This is a genomic window from Opitutus terrae PB90-1, assembly GCF_000019965.1.
Taxonomy (GTDB): Bacteria; Verrucomicrobiota; Verrucomicrobiia; order Opitutales; family Opitutaceae; genus Opitutus; species Opitutus terrae.
The window spans coordinates 4319540-4343484 of the sequence record NC_010571.1 but is presented as its reverse complement, the minus strand read 5'-3'; the positions used below and the strand labels follow the sequence as shown (position 1 = coordinate 4343484).

Annotated in this window: 19 protein-coding genes and 1 riboswitch; of the genes, 3 read left to right on the top strand and 16 right to left on the bottom strand. The window is 65.9% G+C overall.

The features are described from left to right. Window positions 1-159: 159 nt before the first annotated feature. From OTER_RS16785 to mce, 13 genes are all read right to left on the bottom strand, one after another. The gene (locus tag OTER_RS16785; RefSeq protein ID WP_012376126.1) at window positions 160-1779 is read right to left on the bottom strand and encodes a fucose isomerase; all 1620 of its coding nucleotides are present in this window, start codon (window positions 1777-1779) and stop codon (window positions 160-162) included. Between the two features lie 269 nt (window positions 1780-2048). After that, window positions 2049-3122: a glycoside hydrolase family 5 protein gene (locus tag OTER_RS16780; protein ID WP_012376125.1), complete on the bottom strand. Its 1074-nt coding sequence runs from the start codon at window positions 3120-3122 to the stop codon at window positions 2049-2051. Between the two features lie 339 nt (window positions 3123-3461). After that, a complete protein-coding gene (locus tag OTER_RS16775; protein ID WP_012376124.1) occupies window positions 3462-4970 on the bottom strand; it encodes a pyruvate carboxylase subunit B in 1509 nt (502 codons plus the stop codon). A gap of 20 nt (window positions 4971-4990) precedes the next feature. Further along, the gene (locus tag OTER_RS16770) at window positions 4991-5761 is read right to left on the bottom strand and encodes a biotin--[acetyl-CoA-carboxylase] ligase (protein WP_012376123.1); all 771 of its coding nucleotides are present in this window, start codon (window positions 5759-5761) and stop codon (window positions 4991-4993) included. A 335-nt stretch (window positions 5762-6096) separates the two neighbouring features. Beyond that, window positions 6097-7347: a sodium ion-translocating decarboxylase subunit beta gene (locus OTER_RS16765; RefSeq protein ID WP_012376122.1), complete on the bottom strand. Its 1251-nt coding sequence runs from the start codon at window positions 7345-7347 to the stop codon at window positions 6097-6099. Window positions 7348-7358: 11 nt separating this feature from the next. Further along, a complete protein-coding gene (locus OTER_RS16760; protein ID WP_012376121.1) occupies window positions 7359-7739 on the bottom strand; it encodes an OadG family transporter subunit in 381 nt (126 codons plus the stop codon). Between the two features lie 33 nt (window positions 7740-7772). Beyond that, on the bottom strand, window positions 7773-8018 hold the full coding sequence (locus tag OTER_RS16755; protein WP_012376120.1) for a hypothetical protein: 246 nt from the start codon (window positions 8016-8018) through the stop codon (window positions 7773-7775). Next, entirely contained in the window at window positions 8018-9277 is a 1260-nt protein-coding gene (locus OTER_RS16750) for a sodium ion-translocating decarboxylase subunit beta (protein ID WP_012376119.1), read from the bottom strand. The genes OTER_RS16755 and OTER_RS16750 overlap by 1 nt, the downstream gene beginning before the upstream one ends. A gap of 36 nt (window positions 9278-9313) precedes the next feature. Next, on the bottom strand, window positions 9314-9442 hold the full coding sequence (locus OTER_RS26875) for a hypothetical protein (protein WP_012376118.1): 129 nt from the start codon (window positions 9440-9442) through the stop codon (window positions 9314-9316). Window positions 9443-9564: 122 nt separating this feature from the next. Continuing rightward, window positions 9565-9960, bottom strand: a complete 396-nt coding sequence (locus OTER_RS16745) for a biotin/lipoyl-containing protein (RefSeq protein WP_012376117.1) — start codon at window positions 9958-9960, stop codon at window positions 9565-9567. A 15-nt stretch (window positions 9961-9975) separates the two neighbouring features. After that, complete coding sequence (locus OTER_RS16740) at window positions 9976-10350, bottom strand: OadG family transporter subunit (protein WP_012376116.1); 375 nt, start codon at window positions 10348-10350, stop codon at window positions 9976-9978. Beyond that, complete coding sequence (locus OTER_RS16735) at window positions 10347-11900, bottom strand: acyl-CoA carboxylase subunit beta (protein ID WP_012376115.1); 1554 nt, start codon at window positions 11898-11900, stop codon at window positions 10347-10349. Before OTER_RS16735 ends, OTER_RS16740 begins: the two co-directional genes overlap by 4 nt. A 35-nt stretch (window positions 11901-11935) precedes the next feature. Continuing rightward, on the bottom strand, window positions 11936-12343 hold the full coding sequence (gene mce, locus OTER_RS16730) for a methylmalonyl-CoA epimerase (RefSeq protein ID WP_012376114.1): 408 nt from the start codon (window positions 12341-12343) through the stop codon (window positions 11936-11938). A 159-nt stretch (window positions 12344-12502) separates the two neighbouring features. On the opposite strand from mce, the gene OTER_RS16725 reads away from it, so the two are divergent. Together OTER_RS16725 and scpA are read left to right on the top strand one after the other, a co-directional pair. After that, window positions 12503-14662 carry a methylmalonyl-CoA mutase family protein gene (locus tag OTER_RS16725; protein WP_237702380.1) on the top strand — a complete coding sequence of 720 codons (2160 nt, stop codon included), beginning with the start codon at window positions 12503-12505 and terminating at the stop codon, window positions 14660-14662. Beyond that, on the top strand, window positions 14662-16821 hold the full coding sequence (gene scpA / locus OTER_RS16720) for a methylmalonyl-CoA mutase (RefSeq protein WP_012376112.1): 2160 nt from the start codon (window positions 14662-14664) through the stop codon (window positions 16819-16821). The genes OTER_RS16725 and scpA overlap by 1 nt, the downstream gene beginning before the upstream one ends. A 138-nt stretch (window positions 16822-16959) precedes the next feature. Here scpA and OTER_RS16715 read toward each other — a convergent pair whose 3' ends face one another. Then, window positions 16960-17625, bottom strand: coding sequence for a carbonic anhydrase (locus tag OTER_RS16715; protein ID WP_044892635.1), 666 nt, complete (start codon window positions 17623-17625; stop codon window positions 16960-16962). A gap of 199 nt (window positions 17626-17824) precedes the next feature. On the opposite strand from OTER_RS16715, the gene meaB reads away from it, so the two are divergent. Next, complete coding sequence (meaB, locus tag OTER_RS16710; RefSeq protein ID WP_012376110.1) at window positions 17825-18949, top strand: methylmalonyl Co-A mutase-associated GTPase MeaB; 1125 nt, start codon at window positions 17825-17827, stop codon at window positions 18947-18949. Between the two features lie 33 nt (window positions 18950-18982). On the opposite strand, the gene OTER_RS16705 is transcribed toward meaB, so the two are convergent. Together OTER_RS16705 and OTER_RS16700 are read right to left on the bottom strand one after the other, a co-directional pair. Beyond that, window positions 18983-20959 (bottom strand): potassium transporter Kup, encoded by a 1977-nt coding sequence (locus tag OTER_RS16705; protein ID WP_012376109.1) that lies wholly within the window; start codon window positions 20957-20959, stop codon window positions 18983-18985. Window positions 20960-21063: 104 nt separating this feature from the next. After that, a riboswitch (cyclic di-AMP (ydaO/yuaA leader) is annotated at window positions 21064-21234 on the bottom strand. Window positions 21235-21371: 137 nt separating this feature from the next. After that, window positions 21372-23702, bottom strand: coding sequence for a hybrid sensor histidine kinase/response regulator (locus tag OTER_RS16700; protein ID WP_083767764.1), 2331 nt, complete (start codon window positions 23700-23702; stop codon window positions 21372-21374). Between the last annotated feature and the right edge of the window lie 243 nt (window positions 23703-23945).

The following is a 23945-nucleotide window of genomic DNA, read 5'->3' as shown; positions in this document are numbered from 1 at the left end:
GCTCGCGGACGATTGTAGCCGGGCTCGGTGAGCCCGGCCGCCGGCCTCAGCGAGGCCGGCTACACCCAAGCAGCCGCGACGACGGCGTCGCGGCTCCAGATGGGCGTCCACGCATCAGCGTTGCGACGAAAGCCCTACGGCTTGCGCTACAACGCGTGGTCAGAACTTCGATCCGTCGGCGCGGGTGCCGCAGAGCGCGACTTCGAGCCCGAGTTCGCGGGCGAGCGCGGCCTTGGTGTAGAGTGCGAGATCGGCTTCGCGGGCGCTCCGGGCGTAGGCGACCTGGATGTGGTTCGCCTTGTGCCGGGCCATCATCTGGTCGCGCGACACGCCGTAGGTGACCGCGTGCATGATCGGCCACTGCGGCGTGGTGAGTTTCCAGCGGCGCTCGGTTTCTTCGCGGGGCAGGGCGACGGCCCTCGCGCGGCCGAGGTCCATCTTGAGCTTGCCGGCTTCGACGAAGATCCGGCTCCACACAATCTCGCCGGGTTTGGCAACTCCGCGCAGCGTGCCGCCGCCGAGCCGGAAATACATCGCCGGCTGGCGGTGCGAGTCGCTGCCCTTGTAGCCGCCGACATGATGCGCGGGCGGCGTGGCCCCGGAAATCAGGAATACCCACACGTAATCCGGGATTGAACCGCTGCGATCGACGTCGCCCCAGCGGAGGTCGTGGAGCGTGTTCTCGACTGGCTGGCCCAGCGCGCGATGCACGCGGTGTGTGAGCAGTCCGTCGAGTCCGGCGCATTCATCGACCTCGTTGAAATGCGGCAGCGGCTCGCCCGCGCGGATCACGCGGCCCGCGGCGTTGCGGACGGGCGGACGATCGGAATTGTTCAACAGGCCCTCGACGAGGTCGGAAGCGGGCAAGAGGTCCTTCAATCCCTGCTGGTATTGGATGCCGATGGCGTCACAGCCAAACTCGTCGGCGATCCGCAGTGCGGCGATGTAGGTGCGGCACTGCCAGAGCACCTGATCCTCGGTGAGCTCGGTGGCCTCGCGATGGCCGAGGTGAAACTTCAGCCCCTTCTTCTGCAGCCATTCGTAGACGGTACGGGCTTCATCCTCGGGCACCTGCGTCGCGGCATAGTAGAGCGCGGACTGGGAGAGCCGCTCCTTGAACACCCCGGTGGAGAAAAGCAGTTCGTCGGGAATGATCGCGTTGAACATGCCCATGCAGCCCTCGTCGAACACGCCGAGGATCGCCTTGCGCGTGCGCAGCTCCTGTGCGAGTCGGCGGGCGACGGTGGCCGCTTTTGCCGGCACGGTGCATTTCGCGAGCGGCCGAACGTGGGTCGTCGGGTGCACGACGCGACCGGTTTTCAACCACGTGGCGAGCCCGTGCGTAAACAACTCATCGGTGAAGTCCTCGCTCCAGAGCGTCGAGTAAGCGACACCCGCCTTCGTCAAGGAACCGTTGAGGTTCAGCATGCCAACGAGACCCGGCCACGTGCCGGACCAGTTGGCCGCGGTAAGGATCGGACCGCGATGCGAGATCAATCCGGCGAGGACGTGATGCGAGTATTGCCAGACGCTCTCCGCGACGATCAGTGGCGCCTTGGGATCGAGGGTGGCGAAAACCTCCATGCCCTCCTTCTGCGAGGCGATGAAACCGTGGCGCTCCTTCGGCTTGTAAGGATGCGCGCGGACCAGTTCGAAGCCGAGGCGGGCGACGGCCGCGGTCAGTTGCTTTTCCATCGCGGCCTGCGCCGGCCAGCATTGCTGGTTCGCGGAGAGGCGCAGGTCGCCACTGGCGACGAGAAGAACAGTGCGTTTTGGCATGGTGTTAGGTGGGCGGACCGCGTTCACCGCAGCGCGAACACGGACGGGCCGCACGGGCACAGGATGAGCCGATCGGCTGGACCACGGCAAGCGAGCACGCAAACCGGCTGCGACGCGCGCCTGGCGGCGGTGGACCGTCAGAGCGAAGTCGGGGTTGGGAGGCCAGGTTGCCGGCCGGTCGGGAGGGGAACCACCTCACCGAGGTGGCCTACAATGGGGCCGAGGCCGCCACCTCATCGAGGTGGCCTGCGACGGGGGCGGACGCCTGCTCAGCGCTGCTTGTGCGCGAGAAGCGTGGAGATGAATTCGTCGTCCGGCGCGCCGATCAGACCCTTGGTGCCGTGCCATTCGAAGATGCCGAAGTCGCCTTTGTATTCCCAATTCGCCCACGCCATGCCGTTGGATTCGAACACGCCGATGATGTCGCGATAGTAGGCGAGCCGGTCTTGGCGCGGAACGCTCGGCAAACAGCCGAATTCGCCGCAGTAGAGCTGCAACCCGAGCTCCTGCGCGCGGCGGATGGCGGGCTCGAGTTCCTGTTTGATGCGGGCCGGCCCCCAGTTGTCGAGGGAGGAGGCGAACATGTCCTTCTGGCTGCCCTTCAACGCAACCATCAGCTGATCGTAATCGGCGCGAGACACGACCGGGCCCGGGTAGTGCACGGCGCCCTGGTAGATCTTCGCCTCGGTCCATTCGGCAGTGTAGTGCGTGAACAGCAGCGGCGAGTAAGTGTGCGTGCTGAGGATGATGTTCTTGTCACCGGCCGGGACCTTCAGCTGCGGCAGCGTCTGCGGAATCTGCCAGCGGTTCGAACCAATGACGATGACGCGGCCGGGTTCCAGCTCGCGGATCATCGCGTGCGCCTTCGCGACGAGCTTGTTCCAGTCCTCGGGATCGTCCGCGACCGGCTCGTTCATGATCTCGTAGGCGACGGCGTCGACGGGCTGCGGCTTCAGCGCGGCCGAGAGCTGCCGCCAGAGATCGAGGAAATGTTCCTGTTGCTGCGGATCGGTGAACAGCGTGTTGGGCGTCATGCCCTCGTTGACCGCGTTGAAATGGTGCGCGCGGACGGTGTGGAGATCGACAATCACGCGCAGTCCGTACTGGCGGGCCCAGCCGATGGCTTTCAGCATCAGAGCGAAAGCGTCGGCGTTCTGCGTGCCGTCCTCGCGCCACAGTTCCTTCTCGTCGATCGGGAGGCGGACGTGATCGAAGCCCTGCTTCGCGATGAAGCGGAGATCGTTTTCCGTGATCCAGGTGGCGCGGGGCGCCCACCCGAAATCCTGCGAAAGCCAGTGGCTGAGATTGGTGCCGCGTTGAATGGCGAATCCGGACGGGTTCATGGGGTGGGAAGAGGCAGCGGACGCGCGCGGAAGCGAGAGACCGGTGAGCATGACCGCGCAAGCGACGAGGCTGGCGCCTAAGCGAGAATGAATGGGGAAGCGCATATCGGGGGTGTGATTGAAGCACACGGCGTGTCGCACGAGCGACAGAAAAGGTACGCCGCAGGAACGGAATCTGGACACTAGATTGATCCACCGTCGACGCCAATTCTCGGATTCGCGGAAAACGAGTCCGCGCCGTTGCAGCGCTGAAACCGAGTGCCGCACGGCGAAGCCGTATGGCTACGGAAAAGCAGACGGCCGAGAAACGCCGCTGCCGGAATCAACTTGCGATCAGACTCAGGAAATTTCCTGCACCTGCACCGTCTTGCGAACGCCGCCGACGGTGAGCACGAAGTGCTGCACCTGGCCGGGGGCCATCGGTGCGCTCGGCGCGCCAACGGCCGGAGCAGCGGCAGGCGCGGGCTGGGCGGCCGCAGCGGCGGCGGGCGCAGAAGCGGCGGCGGGAGCCGCGGACTTCTTGTGCAGTGCGGCGAACTCGCGCGGGAACATCGCGTGCAGCACGCAGGCTTCATCGTCGGTCGGCAGACCGCCGGCGGCGAGCTCCTCGCGCAGCTTCGACATCCGCGGCGCGAGCAGATCGGCCGGGCGGCATTCGACCGTCTGCTGGCCGGATTTCTTGATCGCGAGCTCGCGCACCGACGGGTCGATCGGGCCGGGCGTGCGGCCGTATTTGCCCAGCGCGATGTCCATCGCGGGCTGGGAGAAATTGGTCCAGCGGCCGAACTTCACGTTCAGCATCGCCTGCGTGCCGACGATCTGCGACGTCGGTGTGACCAGCGGAATCCAGCCGAGGCAGGAGCGCACGTAGGGAATCTCGGCCATCACCTGCTCGAACTTGTCGGACATGTTCTGCTCCTTGAGCTGCGTCCGGAAATTGGAGAGCATGCCGCCGGGCACCTGGTAGATCAGCGTGTCGGAATCGACGCGCTCGTTGGCGGGCGAGGTGAACTTCTCGAGCTCCTTGTAGACGCCGGTGAAGTATTCACGCAGTTGTTGCAGCTTCTTCGTGTCGAATTTCGGGCAGCGCGGGTGACCGTCCAGCAAGGCGAGCATCCGCAGCGTGTCGGGCTGCGACGTGCCGTTGGCGAAGGGCACGATGGACGTCTCGACGGCGTCGACCCCGGCGTCGATCGCGGCGAGATAAGAGGCGGCGCCGAGCCCGGCGGTATCGTGGGTGTGCAGCGTGACGGGCAGCCCGACGCGGGCCTTGAGCTCCTTCACCATATCATAGGCGACCCGCGGGGCGATGACGCCGGACATGTCCTTGATGCCGATCGAGTGGCAGCCCATCTCGCGCAGCTCGATGCCCATTTCGACGAAGGCCTTGACGGTGTGGACCGGGCTCGTCGTGTAGCAAACCTCGCCGCGGGCGTGCTTGCCACAGGCGAGCACGGTCTTGATCGCGGTGCGCAGGTTACGCACGTCGTTCAGTGCGTCGAAAATTCGGAAAATGTCCTGGCCGGCAGCGGCGTTGGCGCGGACGAACGCCTCGACGACGTCGTCGGGGAAGCTGGTGTATTGGACGATGTTCTGCCCGCGCAGCAGCATGATCTGCGGGGTCTTCGGCGCGGCCTTTTTCAGCGCGCGGAGCCGGTCGAACGGATTTTCGTTCAGGTAGCGCAGGCACGAGTCGATCGTGGCTCCGCCCCAGGTCTCGAGACCGGCGAAGCCCATCTCGTCGAGGATGGGCGCGGCGGGCAGCATTTGGGCGGTCGTCATACGCGTGGCCGCGAGCGATTGGTGGCCGTCGCGCAGGACGGTGTTGTTGAACAGAACGGTCGACATGAGGGTAAAGAGGGGAGGGGTTACGCGAGTTCGCGCAGCAGCGAAACCTGGGCGGCGTCGTAGCAGTCGGAGCCGTGCCGCTCGCTGGTGAGCCGCAGCCGGCCGGCGGCATCGATGCCGTGGAAGGTGCCGGTGAACGGTTCGGCGCGCTGGGTCAGCGTGATCTCGACGGGACGCGGGTGCGACCAGGCGGCATTCAGCGAATCGGCGATGCTGGAAAAGCGGCCGTCGCGCACGAGCGCGTGCGCGGTGCGGATCGAGCGCAGCACCAAGGACGCAACGTCGTCGAGCGTGTAGGCGCCGGGCGCGAGGTCGGCGAGTTGCACGGTCTGGCCGGCGAGCGTCGCATCCGCCGTGGCGGGTTGATTGAACACGTTCAACCCGAGCCCGATGACGGCGGTGTCGGAGTGATAGCGTTCGACGAGAATGCCGGCGAGCTTGCGCGCGCCCACCATGATGTCGTTGGGCCAGCGCAACCGGAGGTCACGCGCCCCGAACTCCTGCAGCGCCTGGATGATCGCCCAACCTGCCGCCAGCGGAAGGATGGACCACGGCGCACGATCGCCCGGACAGGGCAGCACGGCGGAGATCCAGAGGCCGCCGTCATCCGACACCCACGCGCGTCCGGTGCGGCCGCGGCCGGCGGTTTGCAGCCGGGCGCGCAGCGCGTGCCACGCGGGCAGGTGCCGGGCGGCGTTGTTCGTGGAGTCGATCTCGTCGGCCACATGCAGCGTCCATCCGTCGGCTGACGTGGTCGTCAGCTCGGGCGAATGGGACGCAAGCGGGCTCATGGGAGTGCACTAGGCTAACAGTGGCGCATCGGGGGCGCTGCGCAGGATTTGGCAATTCCTGCGCGGTATCGGCGAGCACGGCAAGAAACGCGGAGGAGGCCGCCAGTCACGTCGCTTTGCCGGGGCTCGTTTCGCGCGCCGAAACGATGGACCGCGGTCCGGACCGTGGCTGCCTGCGCTCGCAGGTGGAGCGCGGTGTCCCGAAAGCGCTACTTTGGCACACGCGAGCACACTCAACGCGGCTCCTGCAGGGCAGGATCCCTGATCCAGCGATCCTGATGCCGTTGTTGTGCGCACGGCCCGGCGGGGTAGGGAGACTCCGCCCTACATCGCAATCAGTGCCCCAGCGTGGAAATGAAGTAGCCGGCGGCGACGGCGGTGCCAATCACCCCGGCGACGTTCGGGCCCATGGCGTGCATGAGCAGGTAATTGCTGGAGTCGTAGCGCTGGCCTTCGTTGTGCGAGACCCGGGCAGCCATGGGCACGGCGGAGACGCCGGCGGAGCCGATCAGCGGATTCACCGGGTTGTGCGGCGAGAGCCAGTTCATGATCTTGGCCCCGAGGATGCCGCCGGCGGTGGAGAACCCGAACGCGACCACACCCAAGACGATGATCTTGATCGTGGCGGGAGCGAGGAAGGTCTCCGCCTGCATGGTCAGACCCACGCTCGTGCCGAGGAAGATCGTCAGCACGTTGATGATCTCGTTTTGGGCCGATTTCACCAGCCGCTCGGTGGCGCCACATTCGCGGAGAAAGTTGCCGAGCATCAGCATCGCGATCAGCGCGGAGGCGTCCGGCACGAGGAGGATGCAGATGATCATGACGACGATCGCGAAGACGAGCTTCTCGAGCTTCGAGACCTTGCGCAGCGATTTCATCCGGATCACGCGCTCCTTCTTCGTGGTGAGCAGCCGCATGATCGGCGGCTGAATCAACGGGACGAGCGACATGTAGCTGTAGGCGGCGACGGCGATGGCGCCGAGCAATTCCGGCGCGAGCTTGTTCGAAAGGAAGATCGCGGTCGGTCCATCCGCGCCGCCGATGATGCCGATGGACGCCGACTGCTTGGAGGTGAACCCGAGCAGGTTGGCGCCCATGAAGGTGATGAAGAGGCCGAGCTGGGCGGCGGCACCGAGCAGGAGCGTGCGCGGCATCGCGATCAACGGGCCGAAGTCAGTGAGCGCGCCGACGCCGAGGAAGATGAGCGGCGGGAAGAGCTCGAGCTTCACGCCTTGGGAGATGAAATCGTAAAGGCCGCCCTCCACGCGTTCGACGCGGAGCTTGAGTTTCTCGGAAGACTCATCTGTCGCCGGAGGCGAGGTGGGTTCGGGCAATACCTGCGCCTCGATCCGGAACACTGCTGACTGGCTAGTGCCGTCGGCGAGGCGATCGGTGGTAATGACGCCGCGGGTGGGCAGATTCGCGACCAAGGCGCCGAAGGCGATCGGGACGAGCAGGAGCGGCTCGAAGCCTTTCGCAATCGCGAGGTAGAGCAGCGCGGCGGCGATCGCCCACATGACCAGCATCTGCCACGTGATGGCCTGAAAACCCGTCGTTTGGAAAAAGCTGAGGAGTCCGTCGAGCATGGCGGGGAAAATCAGCGGGTTTTGTGGGAAGCGAAGATCTCGCGGCGGCCTTCGCGGGCCCAGTCGGCAGTGAGTTCGACGGGCATGATGGCGGCGATCCGATGCGGCCGTTCGACTTCCGCGGCGACGGCGGCGACGATGGCGGCGACGATTTCGCCAGGCAACCGTCCGTCGTTGGCGACGGGCGAGGTTCCGAGGCGGCTGGTCGGAGGGAGCACCGCGGTCTGCTGACCGCGTCGGAACAGGCGTCCGGTTATTTCCATCAGCGCCCAGATCGTGCCGAGCGCGATGAAGACGACGATGAGTCCGTTGAACTGAAAAGCCACGGAGTCACCGAATGAGGGGTATTCGGGCAGCGTGGCCAGTTGCGGGGCCGGGGGGACTAAGGCCATTGGAGCAGGGGTTGGGGCGATGAGCAGTTGGGGCTAGTTAGTTGGGTTCGAATTCGAGTGGTCAGTGGCTCCTGCGCTGACGGCGTGTTTGATCCGCCGGCGAATGCCGAGACAGAGGATGAGAAGACCGGTCAGGGCCAGGAGCTGGCCAGCGACCGTGGTGTAAATCCGGAGATTGCCCTCGAACGATGGGGCGACGACGCGCGCCAACGCCACGCCGAGGAACGCGGTGAGAACACCAGCGATCCAGGGACGCAGGTTGGCGGCGACGTTTTTCATCACTTGATGAGCGGCACGAGCGTCACGTAGATGCCCGTGAGAATCGCGGTGGTGATGACACCGCTGATGTTGGCGCCGAGCGCTTCGGGCAGGATGATCGAGTCCGGACGCGCCTTGAACACTTCCTTCTGCGCCACCTTGGCGTTGGACGGCACGCAGCTGACGCCGGCGATGCCGATCACTGGATTGATCTTCCGGCCGCTGAAGAAATACGCGAGATAGCCGCCGATGAGCCCGCCGATGCCGGACAGCAGCAGCGCGAGGATGCCGAGTACGAGCAGGATCAGCACCTTCGGGTTTAGGATCGTCGAGGCTTCGCAGAGCACGCCGAGCAACAGCCCGAGGAACATCGTGGAACCGTAGAGCAACGGGCCATCGATGAAGTTGATGAAGTATTGCAGGCCGGCCTCGCGCACGGCGACGCCGACGAACAGCGACAGGAACAGCGGCGCGGCGGAAGGGAACAGCAGGCAGAGCACCGTGCTGCCGATGACCGCGAACGCGAGTTTCTCATCCGAGGTGATCTTCGCGGGCGCTTTGGCCGGCATCTTGAGGCCGCGGAGCTTTGCGGGAACGAGCGCGCGGATGAGGTAAGGATAGCCGCCGTAACACAAGCCGAGATACAAGTAGGCGACTACCGTAATGGGAACGAAGAGGTCTTTCGCCAGCGTGAGCGAGGTGAAGAGCACCATCGGACCGTCGGCGCCCCCGACCATCGCGATCGACGCGGCCTCGCCGTAATTCAACCCCATCGCCACGGCGATCGGGAAAGTCGCGACCGTGCCGAGTTCGGCGCAAAGCGCGAGGAACATGCTGAGGAACGGCCGCGCGATCACGAAGCCGACGTCGAGCAGCACGCCGATGCCCATGAAGACGAAGCACGCGATCAGGCCGTTGCTGAACGCGAACGTGTAGATCGGCTGCAGGAAATCCACCTGCAGGATATACATCAAGTTGTCGGTGTTCTGGACCAGCGGCGCCATCATCAGCGTACCGGTCGTGTGTACGCCGGAAGCGACCGGCGCTTCCGTCACGGCCGCAGCCGTGGTCGGATCGAGGAAGAGCACCCCGGCGTTGACCGCGCACATGCCGAGTCCCATCGGGATCATGAGCAGCGGCTCGAGCACGCCTTTCTTGCCCAAATAGACAAGAAGCATACCGAGCAGCATCAGCCCGACGCGGCCCAGCAGCACGGGCAGATCAGACTGAAAGAGGGAGGTGAACCCCTGAAAGATGTTAAGGATATCTTGAAAATGCATTGAGCGGAAACGCAGGAAGGCATCGGCGCGAAGCCGTCAGCCTTTTTTTGGCGCGTTGATGCGGCGAATCAGAAGGAAGAGGACCTTCATGAGCGCGGCGACGCCCATCGAAATAACAATGGCGACGCCGAACATCACGAGAGCACTGACAATGGCGGTTTTCATGAACGAAGAGGGTAAGCCTTAGGCGGGCGGCGATGGGCTGAAGTGGCACGGGCGTCTCGTCTGTGGTGGTGGGCAGGATGCCCGGGCCACGCAGACGCCGGCCGCCCGACGTGGGCGGGACATCAGGCGATGCGCAGAAGGACGGTGCCTTCCTCGACACCTTCTCCCGGCGTGACGAGAATTTCGGCCACTTTGCCGGTTTTCGGCGCGAAGATGTAGGTGTTCATCTTCATCGCTTCGATCGTCGCGACCTGCGCGCCTTCCTGGACAGAATCGCCGACCTTGACGTCGACGGAAACGATTTTGCCGGCGAGCGGGCTGGGCACATCGCCGGCGCCACCCGCGGCTGCCGGACGCGCGGCGGGCGCGGGAGCGGTGGCAGCGGCGCTGACGGGCGCCGGAGCAGGAGCAGCGGCGGAACTAAAAACGGGAGCCGGCGCAGGTTTGGAAGGATCGTCGATCGTCTCGACGAGCACTTCATAAACTTTGCCTTCAATGGTGACGCGGAGCTTTTTCATGGAAGCGAACTGGAACTAGCGAACTTGGTGAGAGGAGTAGATTTGGCGACGGCCCTCGAGGGACCATTGCTGCATGAGCGTTTCGACGGACGGGCCGCCGGTGCGGATCGACGTGATCCGCGCCTGCGCACCGAGGTGAGCCGCCACCGCGGCGGCGATGATGGCGAGGGTTTCCGGGGTGGTTTCGACGGCTTCGGCCGGAGCGGAAACCGTGGCAGCCTTTGGCGCGACAACCGGATCGGGGTGCGTCGCGGCCAACCAGCGGCCGACCAGTGCGACCACGAGCATCAGCAGCGCGACACCTGCGAGGACGGCGAGCAGCGCGAGCCACTGGTTGCCGAAAAGCGGCCGGTGAGCCTGCGCGAGGCAGAGGGGAAGGAGGGAACTCATAGAGGAATATTGCCGTGCTTCTTCGGCGGGCGCGTTTCGCGCTTCGAGAGCGTGTTACGCAGGGCCATCGCGACCATGCCGCGGGTTTGGGCGGGTTCAATCACATCGGTGACCATCGCCTTGGCGGCGGCTTCATAGGGCGAGGCGAACTTTTCCCGATATTCCGCGGCGAGTTCCTTTTCCTTGGCCTTCGGGTCGGACGCGGCGGCAATTTCCTTTTTGAAGAGCACCTTGACCGCGCCTTCCGCGCCCATGACGGCGATCTCGGCGGAAGGCCAGGCGAACACCATGTCGGCGCCCATGTCGGCGCTGCACATGGCGAGGTAGGCGCCACCGTAGGCCTTGCGCATGATCACGGTGATCTTCGGCACCGTGGCCGAGGCATAGGCGAAGAGCATCTTCGCGCCGTGGCGGATGATGCCGCCGCGCTCCTGCGCGAGCCCGGGCATGAAGCCGGGAATGTCGACCAGCGTGACGACCGGGATGTTGAAGACGTTGCAGAACCGGATGAAGCGCGCGCCCTTGTCGGACGAATCGATGTCGAGCGTGCCGGCCTTCACCGCGGGATTGTTGGCGATGATACCCGCGACCAGACCCTGGATGCGCGCGAAGCCGACCACGAGGTTCTTGGCGAAGTCGCGATGCACCTCGAGGAAATCGGCGTCGTCCACCAGTCGGGCGATGACCTGGTGTACATCGAACGGCGCTTTCGAATCCTCGGGGATGATCTCATTCATCGCCGCGTCGCTCTCGAGCGAGATTACCGGCGTCGGCCGGTGCGGCGGATCCATCACGTTGTTCGAGGGCAGAAACGAGAAGAGCTTTTTCGTGATCGCAATCGCGTCCCCTTCGTTTTCGGCGATGAAATGCACGTTGCCGCTGACGCTCGCATGCGCTTCCGCCGTGGCGAACTGGCTGAGCGAGGCTTCCTGCCCGGTGGCCGCCTTGATGACCTCGGGGCCGCAGATGAACATCTGCGCGTTCTTCCGGGTCATGATGAGGAAGTCGGTCAGCGCGGGCGAATACGCCGCGCCGCCGGCGCAGGAGCCCGCGATGATCGAAATCTGCGGAATGACGCCGGACGCGAGAACGTTGCGGTAGAACACCTGGCCATAGCCGGAGAGCGACTCATCGCCCTCTTGGATGCGCGCGCCACCGGAGTCGTTGATGCCGATCACGGGCATGCCGGACTGCATCGCGTAGTCGTAGAGATCGCTGATCTTCTTCGAATGGATGCGGCCGAGCGCGCCGCCGCCGACGGTGAAGTCCTGGGAAAACGCCGCGACGGGCCGGCCGTCGACATAGCCGACGCCGGTGATGACGCCGTCGCCGGGGAAGGACTTGGTTTCGAGACCGAAATCGTGGCACGCATGCTGGGCATGCAGGCCGAATTCCATGAACGTGCCGGGCGTGAAGAGCGCCTCGAGCCGCTCGCGAGCGGACAGGAGGCCCTTCTTTTTGCGCTCCGCGAGCTTCGCGGCGCCGCCGGCCGCGTACGCGACCTGGCGTTTTTCCTCGAGCTGTTTGAGGAGGGCGGGAGAGATGGCCATGAGAGGAGAGACAGGGAAGCGACGCAGCGCGGCGCTTAGTTGGTTTTCGGCGCGCAGAATTCGGTCAGCACGCCGTGGGTGGATTTCGGGTGAAGGAAGGCGACGAGCTTGCCGGCGGCGCCTTCGAAAGGCTGTTCGTTGATGAGGCGGACGCCGTTGGCGGCCGCGCCCTTCAGCTGCGCGTGAATATCGGTCGTGGCGAACGCGACGTGGTGCACGCCCTCGCCATTCTTCTCGATGAACTTGGCAATCGGGCTTTCCGGCGAGGTGGGCTCGAGCAGTTCCAGGTGTACTTCGCCGACCGTGAAGAACGCCGTGCGAACCTTCTGCGACGGCACTTCTTCGCGGTGCTCGCACTTGAGCCCGAGAGATTTCTCGTAATACGGAATCGTTTCGTCCAAGGACCGGACGGCGATGCCGAGGTGATCGATTTTGGTGATCATGGGAGATGGAGGAGTCAGTGAATGCTCGCGGGGAGCACCTGATTTCGGATTGAGCGGCCAGTATGCTTGGTTCGCTCCGCTGGCACCTCGCATGGATTGGCCATTAATAAGCATCCCTTGGCAATATCTGCGGAGCGGCGGGTCATTCGAAGTTCTACTGTGTCTGGCTCCGAAAGATTTTGTTTATCCTCAAGCATCATGCCTGACCTACCTACGTCATCCCAAGTCTCTGCCGATCCCCTCGCGGCCGCGCTCGCGCGCTGGCGTGCGACCGTGGACGCCGAACTGAAGGGTGCGTCCTTCGAGAAGAAGTTCGTCACCCGGACGTTCGAGGGAATTTCCCTCCAGCCGCTCTACACGCGGGCAGACCTCGCCGGAGTGCCGCATCTGGGCACCGCGCCGGGCGCCGCGCCCTTCCTGCGCGGCACGCGGAAGCAAGGCTACAAGGACAAGATCTGGCGTATCGCGCAGGAGTCCACCGCCTCGGACGCTGAGGCGTTCAACACCGCGATCCGGCAGGATTTGGCCGCCGGGCAGGACGCGGTCGTGCTGCGACCGGATCTGGCGAGCCGCGCCGGTCGCGATCCCGACGCCGCCCGGCCGGAGGAACTCGGAGTCGACGGCGTCTCGCTCGCCACGCTGGACGATCTCAACACGGCATTGAAGGACGTCGATCTCACCGCTGTGCCCGTGAATGTGCAGACGGGAGCTGACGCGCTGCCGATCGCGGCGCTCTATCTGCAGCACGCCAAAATCCGCGGGGTCGACTGGACCCGGCTGACGGGTGCCGTGAGTGCGGATCCGCTTGGCGAATGGCTCGCGCGCGGCGAACTGCCGACGACGCTCGAGGAACTCTACGACAACCTGGCCGCGTGGACCAAGTGGGCCGGCAATCACGCGCCGGCGCTGCACACGATCGGAGTCAACGCGGCGATGTGGGGCGAGGCCGGCGGCACGGCGACGCAGGAACTGGCGTTCGCGCTGGCCGCGGCGGCCGAGTACCTGCGCGCGCTTTACCGGCATGGCTTGCGCAGCGAGTCGGTCGCCACGCGGATGAGCTTCCGGTTCGCGATCGGGCCGCAGTTCTTCACCGAGATCGCGAAATTCCGCGCCTTCCGTCCGCTCTGGACGCGCGTGGTGACGGCGTTTGGTGCGACCGCCGACACGGCGGCCGGGGCGAGCGTGCACGCGGTCACCGGGCATTGGGACAAGACGCTGCTCGACCCGCACGTCAACCTGCTGCGAGTCACCACCGAGGCGCTGTCCGCGGTGCTGGGCGGCTGCGACAGCCTGCACATCGCGCCGTTCGACGAGGTGGCCGGAAGCTCGGACGAGTTTTCCCGCCGGATCGCGCGCAACGTGCACACGCTGCTCGCGGAGGAATTCAGCTTCGCCGAGACCGCGGATCCCGCCGGCGGCTCATGGTATGTCGAAAAGCTCACCGACACGCTCGCGCGCAACGCGTGGGCGCTGTTCCAGGACATCGAGAGCAAAGGTGGGCTCACCGCCGCGCTCCGCGCCGGCTACCCGCAGCAACTGGTCGCGAAAGCGGCCGGAGAAAAGGCGGACGCGATCGCGAAACGGCGGCTCGGGTTGGTGGGCACGAACCTGTTCCCGAATCTGAAGGAGAAACCGCTCGCGCCGGTTTCCGTGGATACGAACGTACGCGCCGCCGAGCTCGTTGCGCGCGTGCGGGCCCGTCGCCGCGGGCCGCAGTCGCCGGCGCCGATCTCCGATTGGAATGCGCGGTTCAACGCCGCGCTGGCCGCGGCGCGCGACGGCGCGACCGTGGGCGAATTGAGCCGGATGGCCCAGGCGAGTGCGACCGGCGAAGGCGCGATCACTCCGGTGGTCGCACGCCGCGCCTCCGAGGCGTTCGAACAGCTCCGCGCGGCCTCCGCCGCGTTCGCGGCGAAAACCGGGGCGCGGCCGAAGGTCTTCCTCGCGAAAATGGGGCCGGTCCTGCAGCACAAGGCCCGCGCCGATTTCTCGGCCGGCTTCTTTGCCGTCGGCGGCTTCGAGTCGATCGGCAAGCAAAGCTTCGAAACGCCGGAAAGCGCGGCCGCGGCCGCGGTGGCGTCCGGCGCCAAGATCGCGGTGCTATGCTCGACCGATGACACGTATCCGGCGCTCGTGCCGGTGTTCGCCAAGGCGGTGAAAGCCGCCGCGCCGAAGACGACCGTGGTGCTCGCCGGACTGCCCGCCGACGCGGCGGTCGTCGCCGCGTTCCGCGAAGCGGGCGTCGACGAGTTCATCCACATTCGCGCCAACGTCTACGAACTCCTGGCCAAGTTTCAGAAGCAGATCGGAGCCCTGTAATGAAGAACCTACCTGATTTCACCAAACTCGCCTACGACTCCTTCGCGTCGCTCGACGCGAAGGGCGGCCCCAAGGTGGAGGGCGAGCCGGCGATGACCTACGAGCATATTCCCGTCAAACCGGTCTACACCGCGGCGGATCTGCCCGCCACGAGCGAACTCGACACGATGCCTGGCCTCGCGCCGTTCACCCGCGGGCCGTATGCGACGATGTATGTCGGCAAGCCGTGGACCGTGCGCCAGTACGCCGGGTTCTCGACCGCCGAGGAGTCGAACGCTTTCTACAAGCGCAATCTCGCCGCCGGCCAGGCGGGTTTGTCCGTCGCGTTCGATCTCGCGACGCACCGCGGCTATGACAGCGATCACCCGCGTGTCGTCGGCGACGTCGGCAAGGCCGGCGTGGCGATCGACTCGATCCTCGACATGCAGACGCTGTTCAAGGACATCCCGCTGAACAAGGTTTCGGTGTCGATGACGATGAACGGCGCGGTGCTGCCGGTGATGGCGTTCTACATCTGCGCCGCCCTCGAACAGGGCGCGAAACTCGAGGAACTCGCAGGCACGATCCAGAACGACATCCTGAAGGAGTTCATGGTGCGGAACACCTACATCTATCCGCCGACTCCCTCGATGAGGATCATCGCCGACATCTTCGCCTACACCTCGACGAAGATGCCGAAGTTCAACTCCATCTCGATCTCCGGTTATCACATGCAGGAGGCCGGAGCCACGGCGGACCTCGAGCTGGCCTACACGCTGGCCGACGGTCTCGAATACCTGCGTACCGGGGTGAAGGCGGGGCTGGGCATCGACGCGTTCGCGCCGCGGCTCTCGTTCTTCTGGGCGATCGGCAAGAACTTCTTCATGGAAGTCGCGAAGATGCGCGCCGCGCGCACGCTCTGGTCGGAGATCGTCGGCCAGTTCAATCCGAAGAATCCGAAATCGCGCGCGCTGCGCACGCATTCGCAGACGTCCGGCTGGTCGCTGACCGAGCAGGATCCGTTCAACAACGTCGCGCGCACTTGCCTCGAGGCGCTGGCGGCCGCCTGCGGTCACACGCAGTCGCTGCACACCAACGCGCTCGACGAGGCGATCGCGCTGCCGACCGATTTCTCCGCGCGCATCGCGCGCAACACGCAGCTGCACCTCCAGCAGGAAACCGGCATCTGTCAGGTCGTCGATCCGTGGGGCGGCAGCTACTACGTCGAGGCGCTCACGCACGAGCTGCTCACGAAGGCCCGCGAGCATCTCGCCGAGGTCGAGAAGCTCGGCGGCATGACCAAGGCGATCGAAGCGGGCATTCCGAAGCTCCGCATCGAAGAGGCCGCGGCGCGTCGTCAGGCCCGGATCGATGCCGGCAAGGAGACGATCGTCGGACTCAACAAATACCGGCTCGAGAAGGAAGCGCCGCTCGACATTCTCGAAGTCGACAACACCGCGGTCCGCGAGGCGCAGATCAAGCGGTTGAAGGAACTCCGCGCGACGCGCGATGAGCAGAAGTGCCAGGCGGCGCTCGGCGCGTTGACGACGTCGGCCAAGAGCGGACAGGGCAACCTGCTCGAACTCGCCGTCGCCGCCGCGCAGGCGCGGGCCACGCTGGGCGAAATCTCCGCGGCGCTCGAGACGGTGTTCGGACGCTATCAGGCGCAGATTCGCTCGATCTCGGGCGTGTACCGCCAGGAATTCGGGGAGGACAAAGCCGTGAAGAAGATCAAGGACAAGGTCGCGCAGTTCGAACAACGCGAGGGCCGCCGGCCGCGCATCCTGATCGCCAAGCTGGGGCAGGACGGCCACGACCGCGGTGCCAAGGTGGTGTCGACCGCGATGGCGGACCTCGGTTTCGACGTCGACATTGGGCCGCTCTTCCAAACGCCGGAAGAGGCGGCGAAGATGGCGGTCGAGAACGACGTGCACGTAGTCGCGATGAGCTCGCTCGCCGCGGGTCACAAGACACTGCTGCCGGCGCTGCGCGACGCGCTGAAGGCGGCCGGTCGCGACGACATCATGATCGTGTGCGGCGGCGTGATCCCCGCGCAGGATTACGACTTCCTGCTCGCGAACGGTGCCAGCGCGATCTTCGGGCCCGGCACGGTGATCCCGAAGTCGACCGACCGCGTGCTCGACCTGCTGCTCGAGCGGCTCGAACCGGCGAACGCGTAAACTTCGACCGAGACACAGCTCACTTCGAGGCCCACGTCGCGAGACGTGGGCCTTTTTCATGATCGCGGAAATCCGAAACAGAGGCGCGTTGGAGAAGGGCAGACAGAGCGATCAAGAGAGCGCTCCTCGCGGGCAGCGTCACTCGGGCGGCCAGGCGATGAGGCCGGTATCCAGATCGTAGAGGGCGTGGATGATCTTCACGCCGCCGGCCGCTTCGCCGAACACGGCTTCGGCGCGAATGCGTGCCGCCACGCTGCGGGCGTTTTCCGCCACGACTGCGTCGGCGAGAGGTCCGGGCGCCGTCCGGCAGCGCTCCACCGCCGGGCGGATCGCCTGCACCAGCGAAGCGATGTGACCCGGCGCCGTCGCGGAATCGATTGCCGCGGCGACGGCTCCGCACCGCTCATGGCCCAGAACCACCACGAGCTTCGTGCCGAGATGCGCGACCGCGTACTCGACGCTGCCGAGCGCGTGCTCGTCCAGGAGGTTTCCAGCGGAGCGGATCACAAAGAGATCACCCAAGTTCTGACTGAACACGATTTCCGGTGACACCCGAGAATCCGCGCAGGCGATGATCACAGCGAACGGATGCTGAGCCTGCGCAATTTCGGCGCGCCGCGCCGCCGTCAGCAGGACCTCCGAGGTTGTCGTTTCCACATAGCGCTGGTTTCCCGCCTTGAGGCGCGCGAGCGCCGTTTCAGCGCTGACGACGGCGTGAGCGTGCGGCATGTGATCGGCGGCCCAGTGGTTTGTGCACGGCAACAGGCCCAGCGACAGGCCGAGCCAGACTCTGGCGGTTTTCATCTTGGGTGAGTGCTGAAGCTTGGACGACGTGACGGAGTGAATCCGGTCAGTCGGCTCGTTGTGCATCGGTTGGCGGCGCGTCGCGAGACAAACCCGGTGGTGGCCGGCAAAACCCGGAGCCGTGCGGTTCGGCTTCTCGGGATGAGCGCTCGCTTGAAAAGCCGCGCCGGATCGTTGTTGATCATCCGTCCACGTCGCCATGCCGAACCTGCCAGCCGATCCTCATCACGAACACTGTCCGCAGCCGCGGCCCGATTGGGTGCCGGAAAACGCGGGACCGGGCTTCGCCACGCGCGTGATGCAGGGCGCCACGCCGGTCGTAACGGCGAAGTTCGGCGTGGGGGCGCGGCGCACGAAGCTGAGCGTGGAGGATTACGAGCGCGGCGTGCTTGCGGGAGATCGGACGACGCTTGGCCGCGCGATCACGCTGATCGAGAGCAACGCGCCGGCGCATCAGGAGCAGGCGCAGCAGTTGCTCGCGCGGCTGCTGCCGCACACGGGCAAGTCGAAGCGGATCGGCATCACGGGCATCCCGGGCGCGGGGAAGAGCACGTTCATCGAAGCGTTCGGGACGTATCTCACCGGGCAGGGGCACGAGATCGCGGTGCTCGCGATCGATCCGTCCAGCACGCTCACCGGCGGCAGCATATTGGGCGACAAGGTCCGGATGGAGCAGCTCAGCCGGCAGGCGGGCGCATTCATTCGTCCGTCGCCGTCGGGCGGTTCGCTGGGCGGCGTCGCACGGAAAACACGCGAGGCGATTCTCGTGTGCGAGGCGGCGGGATTCGATGTGGTGTTGGTTGAAACCGTCGGCGTCGGCCAGAACGAGGTGACGGTGCGTTCGATGGTGGATTTTTTTCTCGTGCTGATGATTGCCGGCGCGGGCGACGAGATGCAGGGCATCAAGAAAGGCGTGATCGAGCTCGCCGATGCGCTCGTGATCAACAAAGCCGATGGCGACAACCTGCCGCGCTGCACCGCGACGCAGGCCGAGATGAAGCGTGTGCTGCACTACCTGCATCCGCCGACGCAGGGTTGGCATACGCCGGCGCTGCTCGCGTCGTCGCTCACGCACGCGGGCGTGCCGGAGGTGTGGAAGGCGACGGAGGATTTTTTCAACAACACCCGCGGGAGCGGCGTACTCGTGCAGCGGCGACAGCAGCAGACGGTCGAGTGGATGCACGCGCTTGTCATGGAGAGCCTGCGGGCGCGGTTTTACGCGTCGCCGGGGGTGAAGGCGCATCTCGCGGCCGTCGAGGAAGCGGTGGCCAATGGCCGGCAGCCCGCGCTCGCCGCGGCGATGGAGCTGCTAAAACTCGGGTGAAGCTCCCGCGGCTCGCGTGGCAGGACCACGCGTTCAAAGCTGTAGCGGCATGCCGATTTCGACGATCTGCGCCGGCGGCACGTGGAAATAGTCTTTCGCCGGCGTGGCGTTGCGCAGCAGAAAATCGTAGAGCCGGATCTGCCAGCGCGCCATCCGCGCATCACCGCCGGGCAGGATCGATTCACGATTGAAGTAGTAGGTGGCGGTTGCCGGATTGATCGGCACGCCGCGCTGACGCACGCGTTCCATCAGCTCGGCGGCGTCGGGGGATTCCATGAAACCATACCGGCCCACCGCGCGCCAAATGCCTTCGCCGATTGTCCGCAGCTCGAGCCGGCTGGCGTCATCAATCGTGGGCACCTCCTCGGTCATGAGGCTGAGGAGGACGACCGTCTGGTGCAGCGCGCGGCTCGATTTCACCTGGTGCAGGAGCGCGATGGGCGTGCCCTCCGGCCAGCCGGCCAGATACACGGCGGCACCGGACGGGCGCACCAGATGCGGGCTCCGCGCGATTTCGGTGAGTTCGTCCTCGGTGACGCTGCGACCGTAGACGCGGCGGTGAGTTTCGGCGCGGCCAATTTTCCACGTGCACATGATCGCGAACACACCTGCGCCGATGGCGAGGGGGAACCAGCCGCCGCCGGCGAGCTTGTGCAGATTGGCGCCGAAGAAGCCCAAATCGAGGAACAGGAACAATCCGCCCAGGCTGAACGCCACCCAGCGTGGTTGCCGCCACACCCGGCGGGCGACGAGGAAGTAAGCGACGGTGGTGATCGCCATCGTGCCGGTCACGGCGATGCCATACGCAGCGGAGATCTGCGCGGTCGAGCGGAACGACACGACAGCGAGAATCGAGCCGAACGCGAGCAGGGCGTTGACGAGCGGCAGATAGATCTGTCCGAAAAATTCGGCGTGAGTGTGCGTGATCTTCAACCGCGGCAGATATCCAAGCTGGATCGCTTGGCGCGTGAGCGAGTAGCTGCCCGAAATCAGCGCCTGGCTCGCGATCACCGCGGCGACGAAGGCGAGTCCGGTGAGCGCGAGCCGCGCCCAGCCTTGCGGCGCGAGCGCGTAGAACGAGTTCGTCACATCGCCGGGGTGCGCGAGAATGTAAGCGCCCTGGCCGAAGTAGCTCAGCAGCAGTGCGGGAAACACGCCGCCATACCACGCCCATTGAATGGCGCGGCGGCCGAAGTGCCCCATGTCGGCGTAGAGCGCCTCGGTGCCGGTGAAGGCGAGCACGACCGCACCGAGCAGCGCGACGATTTCGCCCGGAGGATGGCGCAACATCGCGAGCGCGTAGAGTGGGTTCAGCGCGCGCAGCACGCCGGGGTGCTGCATCAGCTGCGACAGCCCGAGCAGCGCGATCACGGCGAACCACGCGGCCATCACCGGTCCGAACACGCGGCCGATCCGCATCGTGCCATGATGCTGGAACCAGAAAAGTCCGAGGAGAATCAGGCATGACGCGGGCACCACCACCGATTCGAGTCGGGCGTCGATCGCGGTGAAGCCCTCGGCCGCGCCGAGCACCGAAATGGCCGGAGTGATGACACCGTCGCCGTAGAGCAGCGCAGCGCCGGCGAGGAGCATCACAACCACCGGCCCGAGCCGGCGTACCCCGGTGTCCTTGCCGGCGTGGAGTAGCGCCATCAGCGCGAATACACCCCCCTCGCCGCGATTGTCCGCGCGGCAGATGAACGTGACGTATTTGACGCAGACGATCAGGACGAGCGCCCAGAAGACCAGCGAGACGGCGCCGAGCACGCCCGCTTCGATCGACACGCCGGCCGGCAAGTTGGCCATGCACTCCTTGAGCGCGTAGAGTGGGCTGGTGCCGATGTCGCCAAACACGACACCGAGGGCCCCGAGTACGAGCGCCCGGTTGAGTGGCTCACGCGGTGCGTCCGTTCGCGAGGTGAGGGCAGGGAAAAGCCATCGCTGCGCGGGGTGCGGCGGCGCGGCCGCGCCGGTCTCGGCCGGGGCGGAGTTGGGTATGGAATGTCGCATGGAGGTATCCGGGCACGCACAGCCACAGCCAGTCCGGAGCGGGGGCCAGGACGTGCGATCACAACGAGCGACCGCGGACACTTCGCGGGATTGCGAGTGTGTGGTATCGCCCTTCCCAATGCCGACGAGGTTAGCTGACGGGCTAGGTCCTAGGAAGTGACCCCGCCGAAGAGAGCTTCGGCGTGCGCCCCGGGCAACAGCGATGAGCCGCTGTCGCCGGTGGTTCCCCCGCGTCGCCGCACAGGAAATTGCGGCGACTTAGGCGTTCGCTACCAAAGAACGCTGCAGAGGGTAGATGGGGGGCGAGGCTTCTCAAGCGGCGCCTGGTGGCGGTCGCCCAACTTGATGGGGCTGCTCCAGAAGCAGGTTTTTTCGCCAGGCATGGCCCGCGGTTTGGAGCCGCCTCGGCGACTTACGCGACGGGCAACGTATCCATCACCTGGGCGAGGGCTTCGTCGAGTTTCCGCAACGTGACGGGTTTGGTCAGGTGAACGGAGAAGCCGGCATCATAAGCATTTTGGATGTCGATTTCCATGCCATGTCCGCTGAGCGCGATCCCGCGCAGTCCGTAGACCTGCCGCAAGTGCCGCATCAACTGCAGCCCATCGCCGTCCAGCAAGCCGAGATCGGAAATCACGAGATCGAAACACTGGTTCGCCGCTTCGCGCTGAGCCGAATCCACGCCCTCGGCGGTGGTGACCGTGTGACCGCGGCGGCGTAGCAACGAGCCGAACGCGGCGCGCGTCGGCGCGTGATCTTCGACCACCAGGATCTTGAGCGAGCGCGATGGCCGCGGTTCGCCCACCAAATTCATCGGCGCCGCCTGGATCGATCCTGGCTGCAGCGGCAGCTCGATGATCACCGTCGAACCGCGATCGAGTCCGGCGCTCTCCGCCCAGATTTTTCCGCCGTGGTCGCGCACGATCGAGCTCGAGATCGTCAAACCGAGCCCCAGTCCCCCCAGTCGAGGCTCCGCGCCTTGGCCACTCTGGTAGAAACTTTCGAAGATCCGTTCCAAGTCGTCCGGCGCAATGCCGATGCCGGTATCGATTACCTCGAGTCGCCACGTGCCGTCCGCGACCTGGCTGCGCAGCCGAATCGATCCGCCCGACGGCGTGAACTTGGCGGCGTTGCGGAGGATGTTCCAAAACACCTGCTGGAGCCGCACGGAGTCGCCCCACAGTGGCGCGTCCGAGGGATCGAGCTCCCACCCGAGTGTGATGTGTTTGGTCACAAACTCGGGTTGCACCGTCTCGACCGCCTGCCGCAGGACGGCGTGCCCCTCGCACCGGGCGAACTGCAGGTGGAGCTTGCCGCGCGTGACCCGCGAGACGTCAAGGAGATCGTCGATCAGTCGGGCTTCGAGCTCGATGCTCGCCCGCACGACGGCGAGGTCGTCGTGGAGCGCCGCCGGCACCAACGGCGAGCATTCGAACTCGGCCGCGATCATTAGCGCCGGCGTCAAGGGCGTGCGCAGTTCGTGACTCAGCATCGCGAGGAAACGGTCCTTCGCCCGGCTGGCGGCGAGCGCCTGGTCCCGCGCGGCTTCCAACTCCGCTTCCACGCGTTTGCGCGCGGTGACGTCGGTGATCACGCCGAGCAAGCGTCCCGGCCGGCCGTTGGCATCGTAGTCGGCGCGGCCGCGATCTGACATCCAGTGCGTGCTGCCGTCGGGCCGCACGATGCGGAACTCGACGGCATAGGGCTCGCGCTTCTCCAGCGCGTCGGTGATCGCGTGCGACACGCGAGCGAGATCCTCGGGGTGGACCAATTGCCGCGCGGCCTCAACCGTGCCGGAAAACTCCGAGATCCCGAACAGGCGGTAGAGTTCGGGCGACCAGTGGACTCGGCCCGTGGCGACCTCCCACGACCACACGCCCGTCTCGGCGCCGGCGAGGGCGAGCTGCAGCCGCTGTTGACTCTCTGCGAGCGCGGCCTCGCTACGTTTGCGGTCGGTAATATCGGCACTGGCGCCCACGAAACCGCAGAACTCGCCCGAGGCTGACCAGCGCGGGCGCGCCCAGGATTCACACCAGCGCCACTGGCCGTCATGTCGGCGAACGCGAACCTCGGCGGCAAACGGACGCCGGTCGCGCACGCAGGCGAGGAATTCCGTGGCGTAGCGGGCGGCGTCGTCCGGATGCAGGAGTTCGCGCCAGCGTGCGCCGTTCATTTCCTCGGCCTTGACGCCGAAGAACTCGCAAAACGTGCGGTTCACGAACTGCTGCCGCCCGTCCGCATCGTGCACCCAGACGACGAGCGGCAGGCCGTCCGCCACCGTGCGGAAGCGCTCCTCGCTCTCGCGCGAGGTGTCATCGACCTGCAGGCGCCGCCGCAGCTCAGCGCGCGCGCGGTCGTTGGCCCGATGCATCAGCTCAATCGCGCCGATGACTGGGGCGGCGGCCGCAAGGAAAGCGAACACGCCCATCCAGTCGCGCGCGGTGAGGGGCAGCGGGGCGGAAGTCGGCGCGACGAAGGCAATCGCCGCCACGACTCCGCTGAGCACGGCGGCGAAAATCGCAGCGGGCAGGCGGCCATACCAGGCGGCGCAAGCAATCGCGGGAAAGAAGAACGCGAACTGCAGCGCATCGGGATCCAGCAGCGGGGCGACGGCTCCGCGGACCAGCGCCGCGGCGCCGACGGCCAGCACGGCTACAGCAAACTGGCTGAAAGTCGCGCCGGAACGCGGGGCGGGGCGGGCGTAGGAATTCGGACGCGGGGATTCGTCTGGACGCGCGTGCACGGGGTTGCCGGAGCCGGCTCCAAGTCAGCGGGTACCCTACGCAGCGTCGACCTCTTTTGTCATAAGATCGCATCATGCATTGCCTGATTTTGGCATCAGGGGCCACGCGGAGCCGGGCCAACGGCCTGGTCTGATGTCGGGACGTGGCCTCAGGCAACCACGGCAACGCGGTAACCACAGCGCCCCATGGGTCGACTGACTTACCGCACCTGAACGCCGCCGGAGGGACGAGAAGCGTTCGCG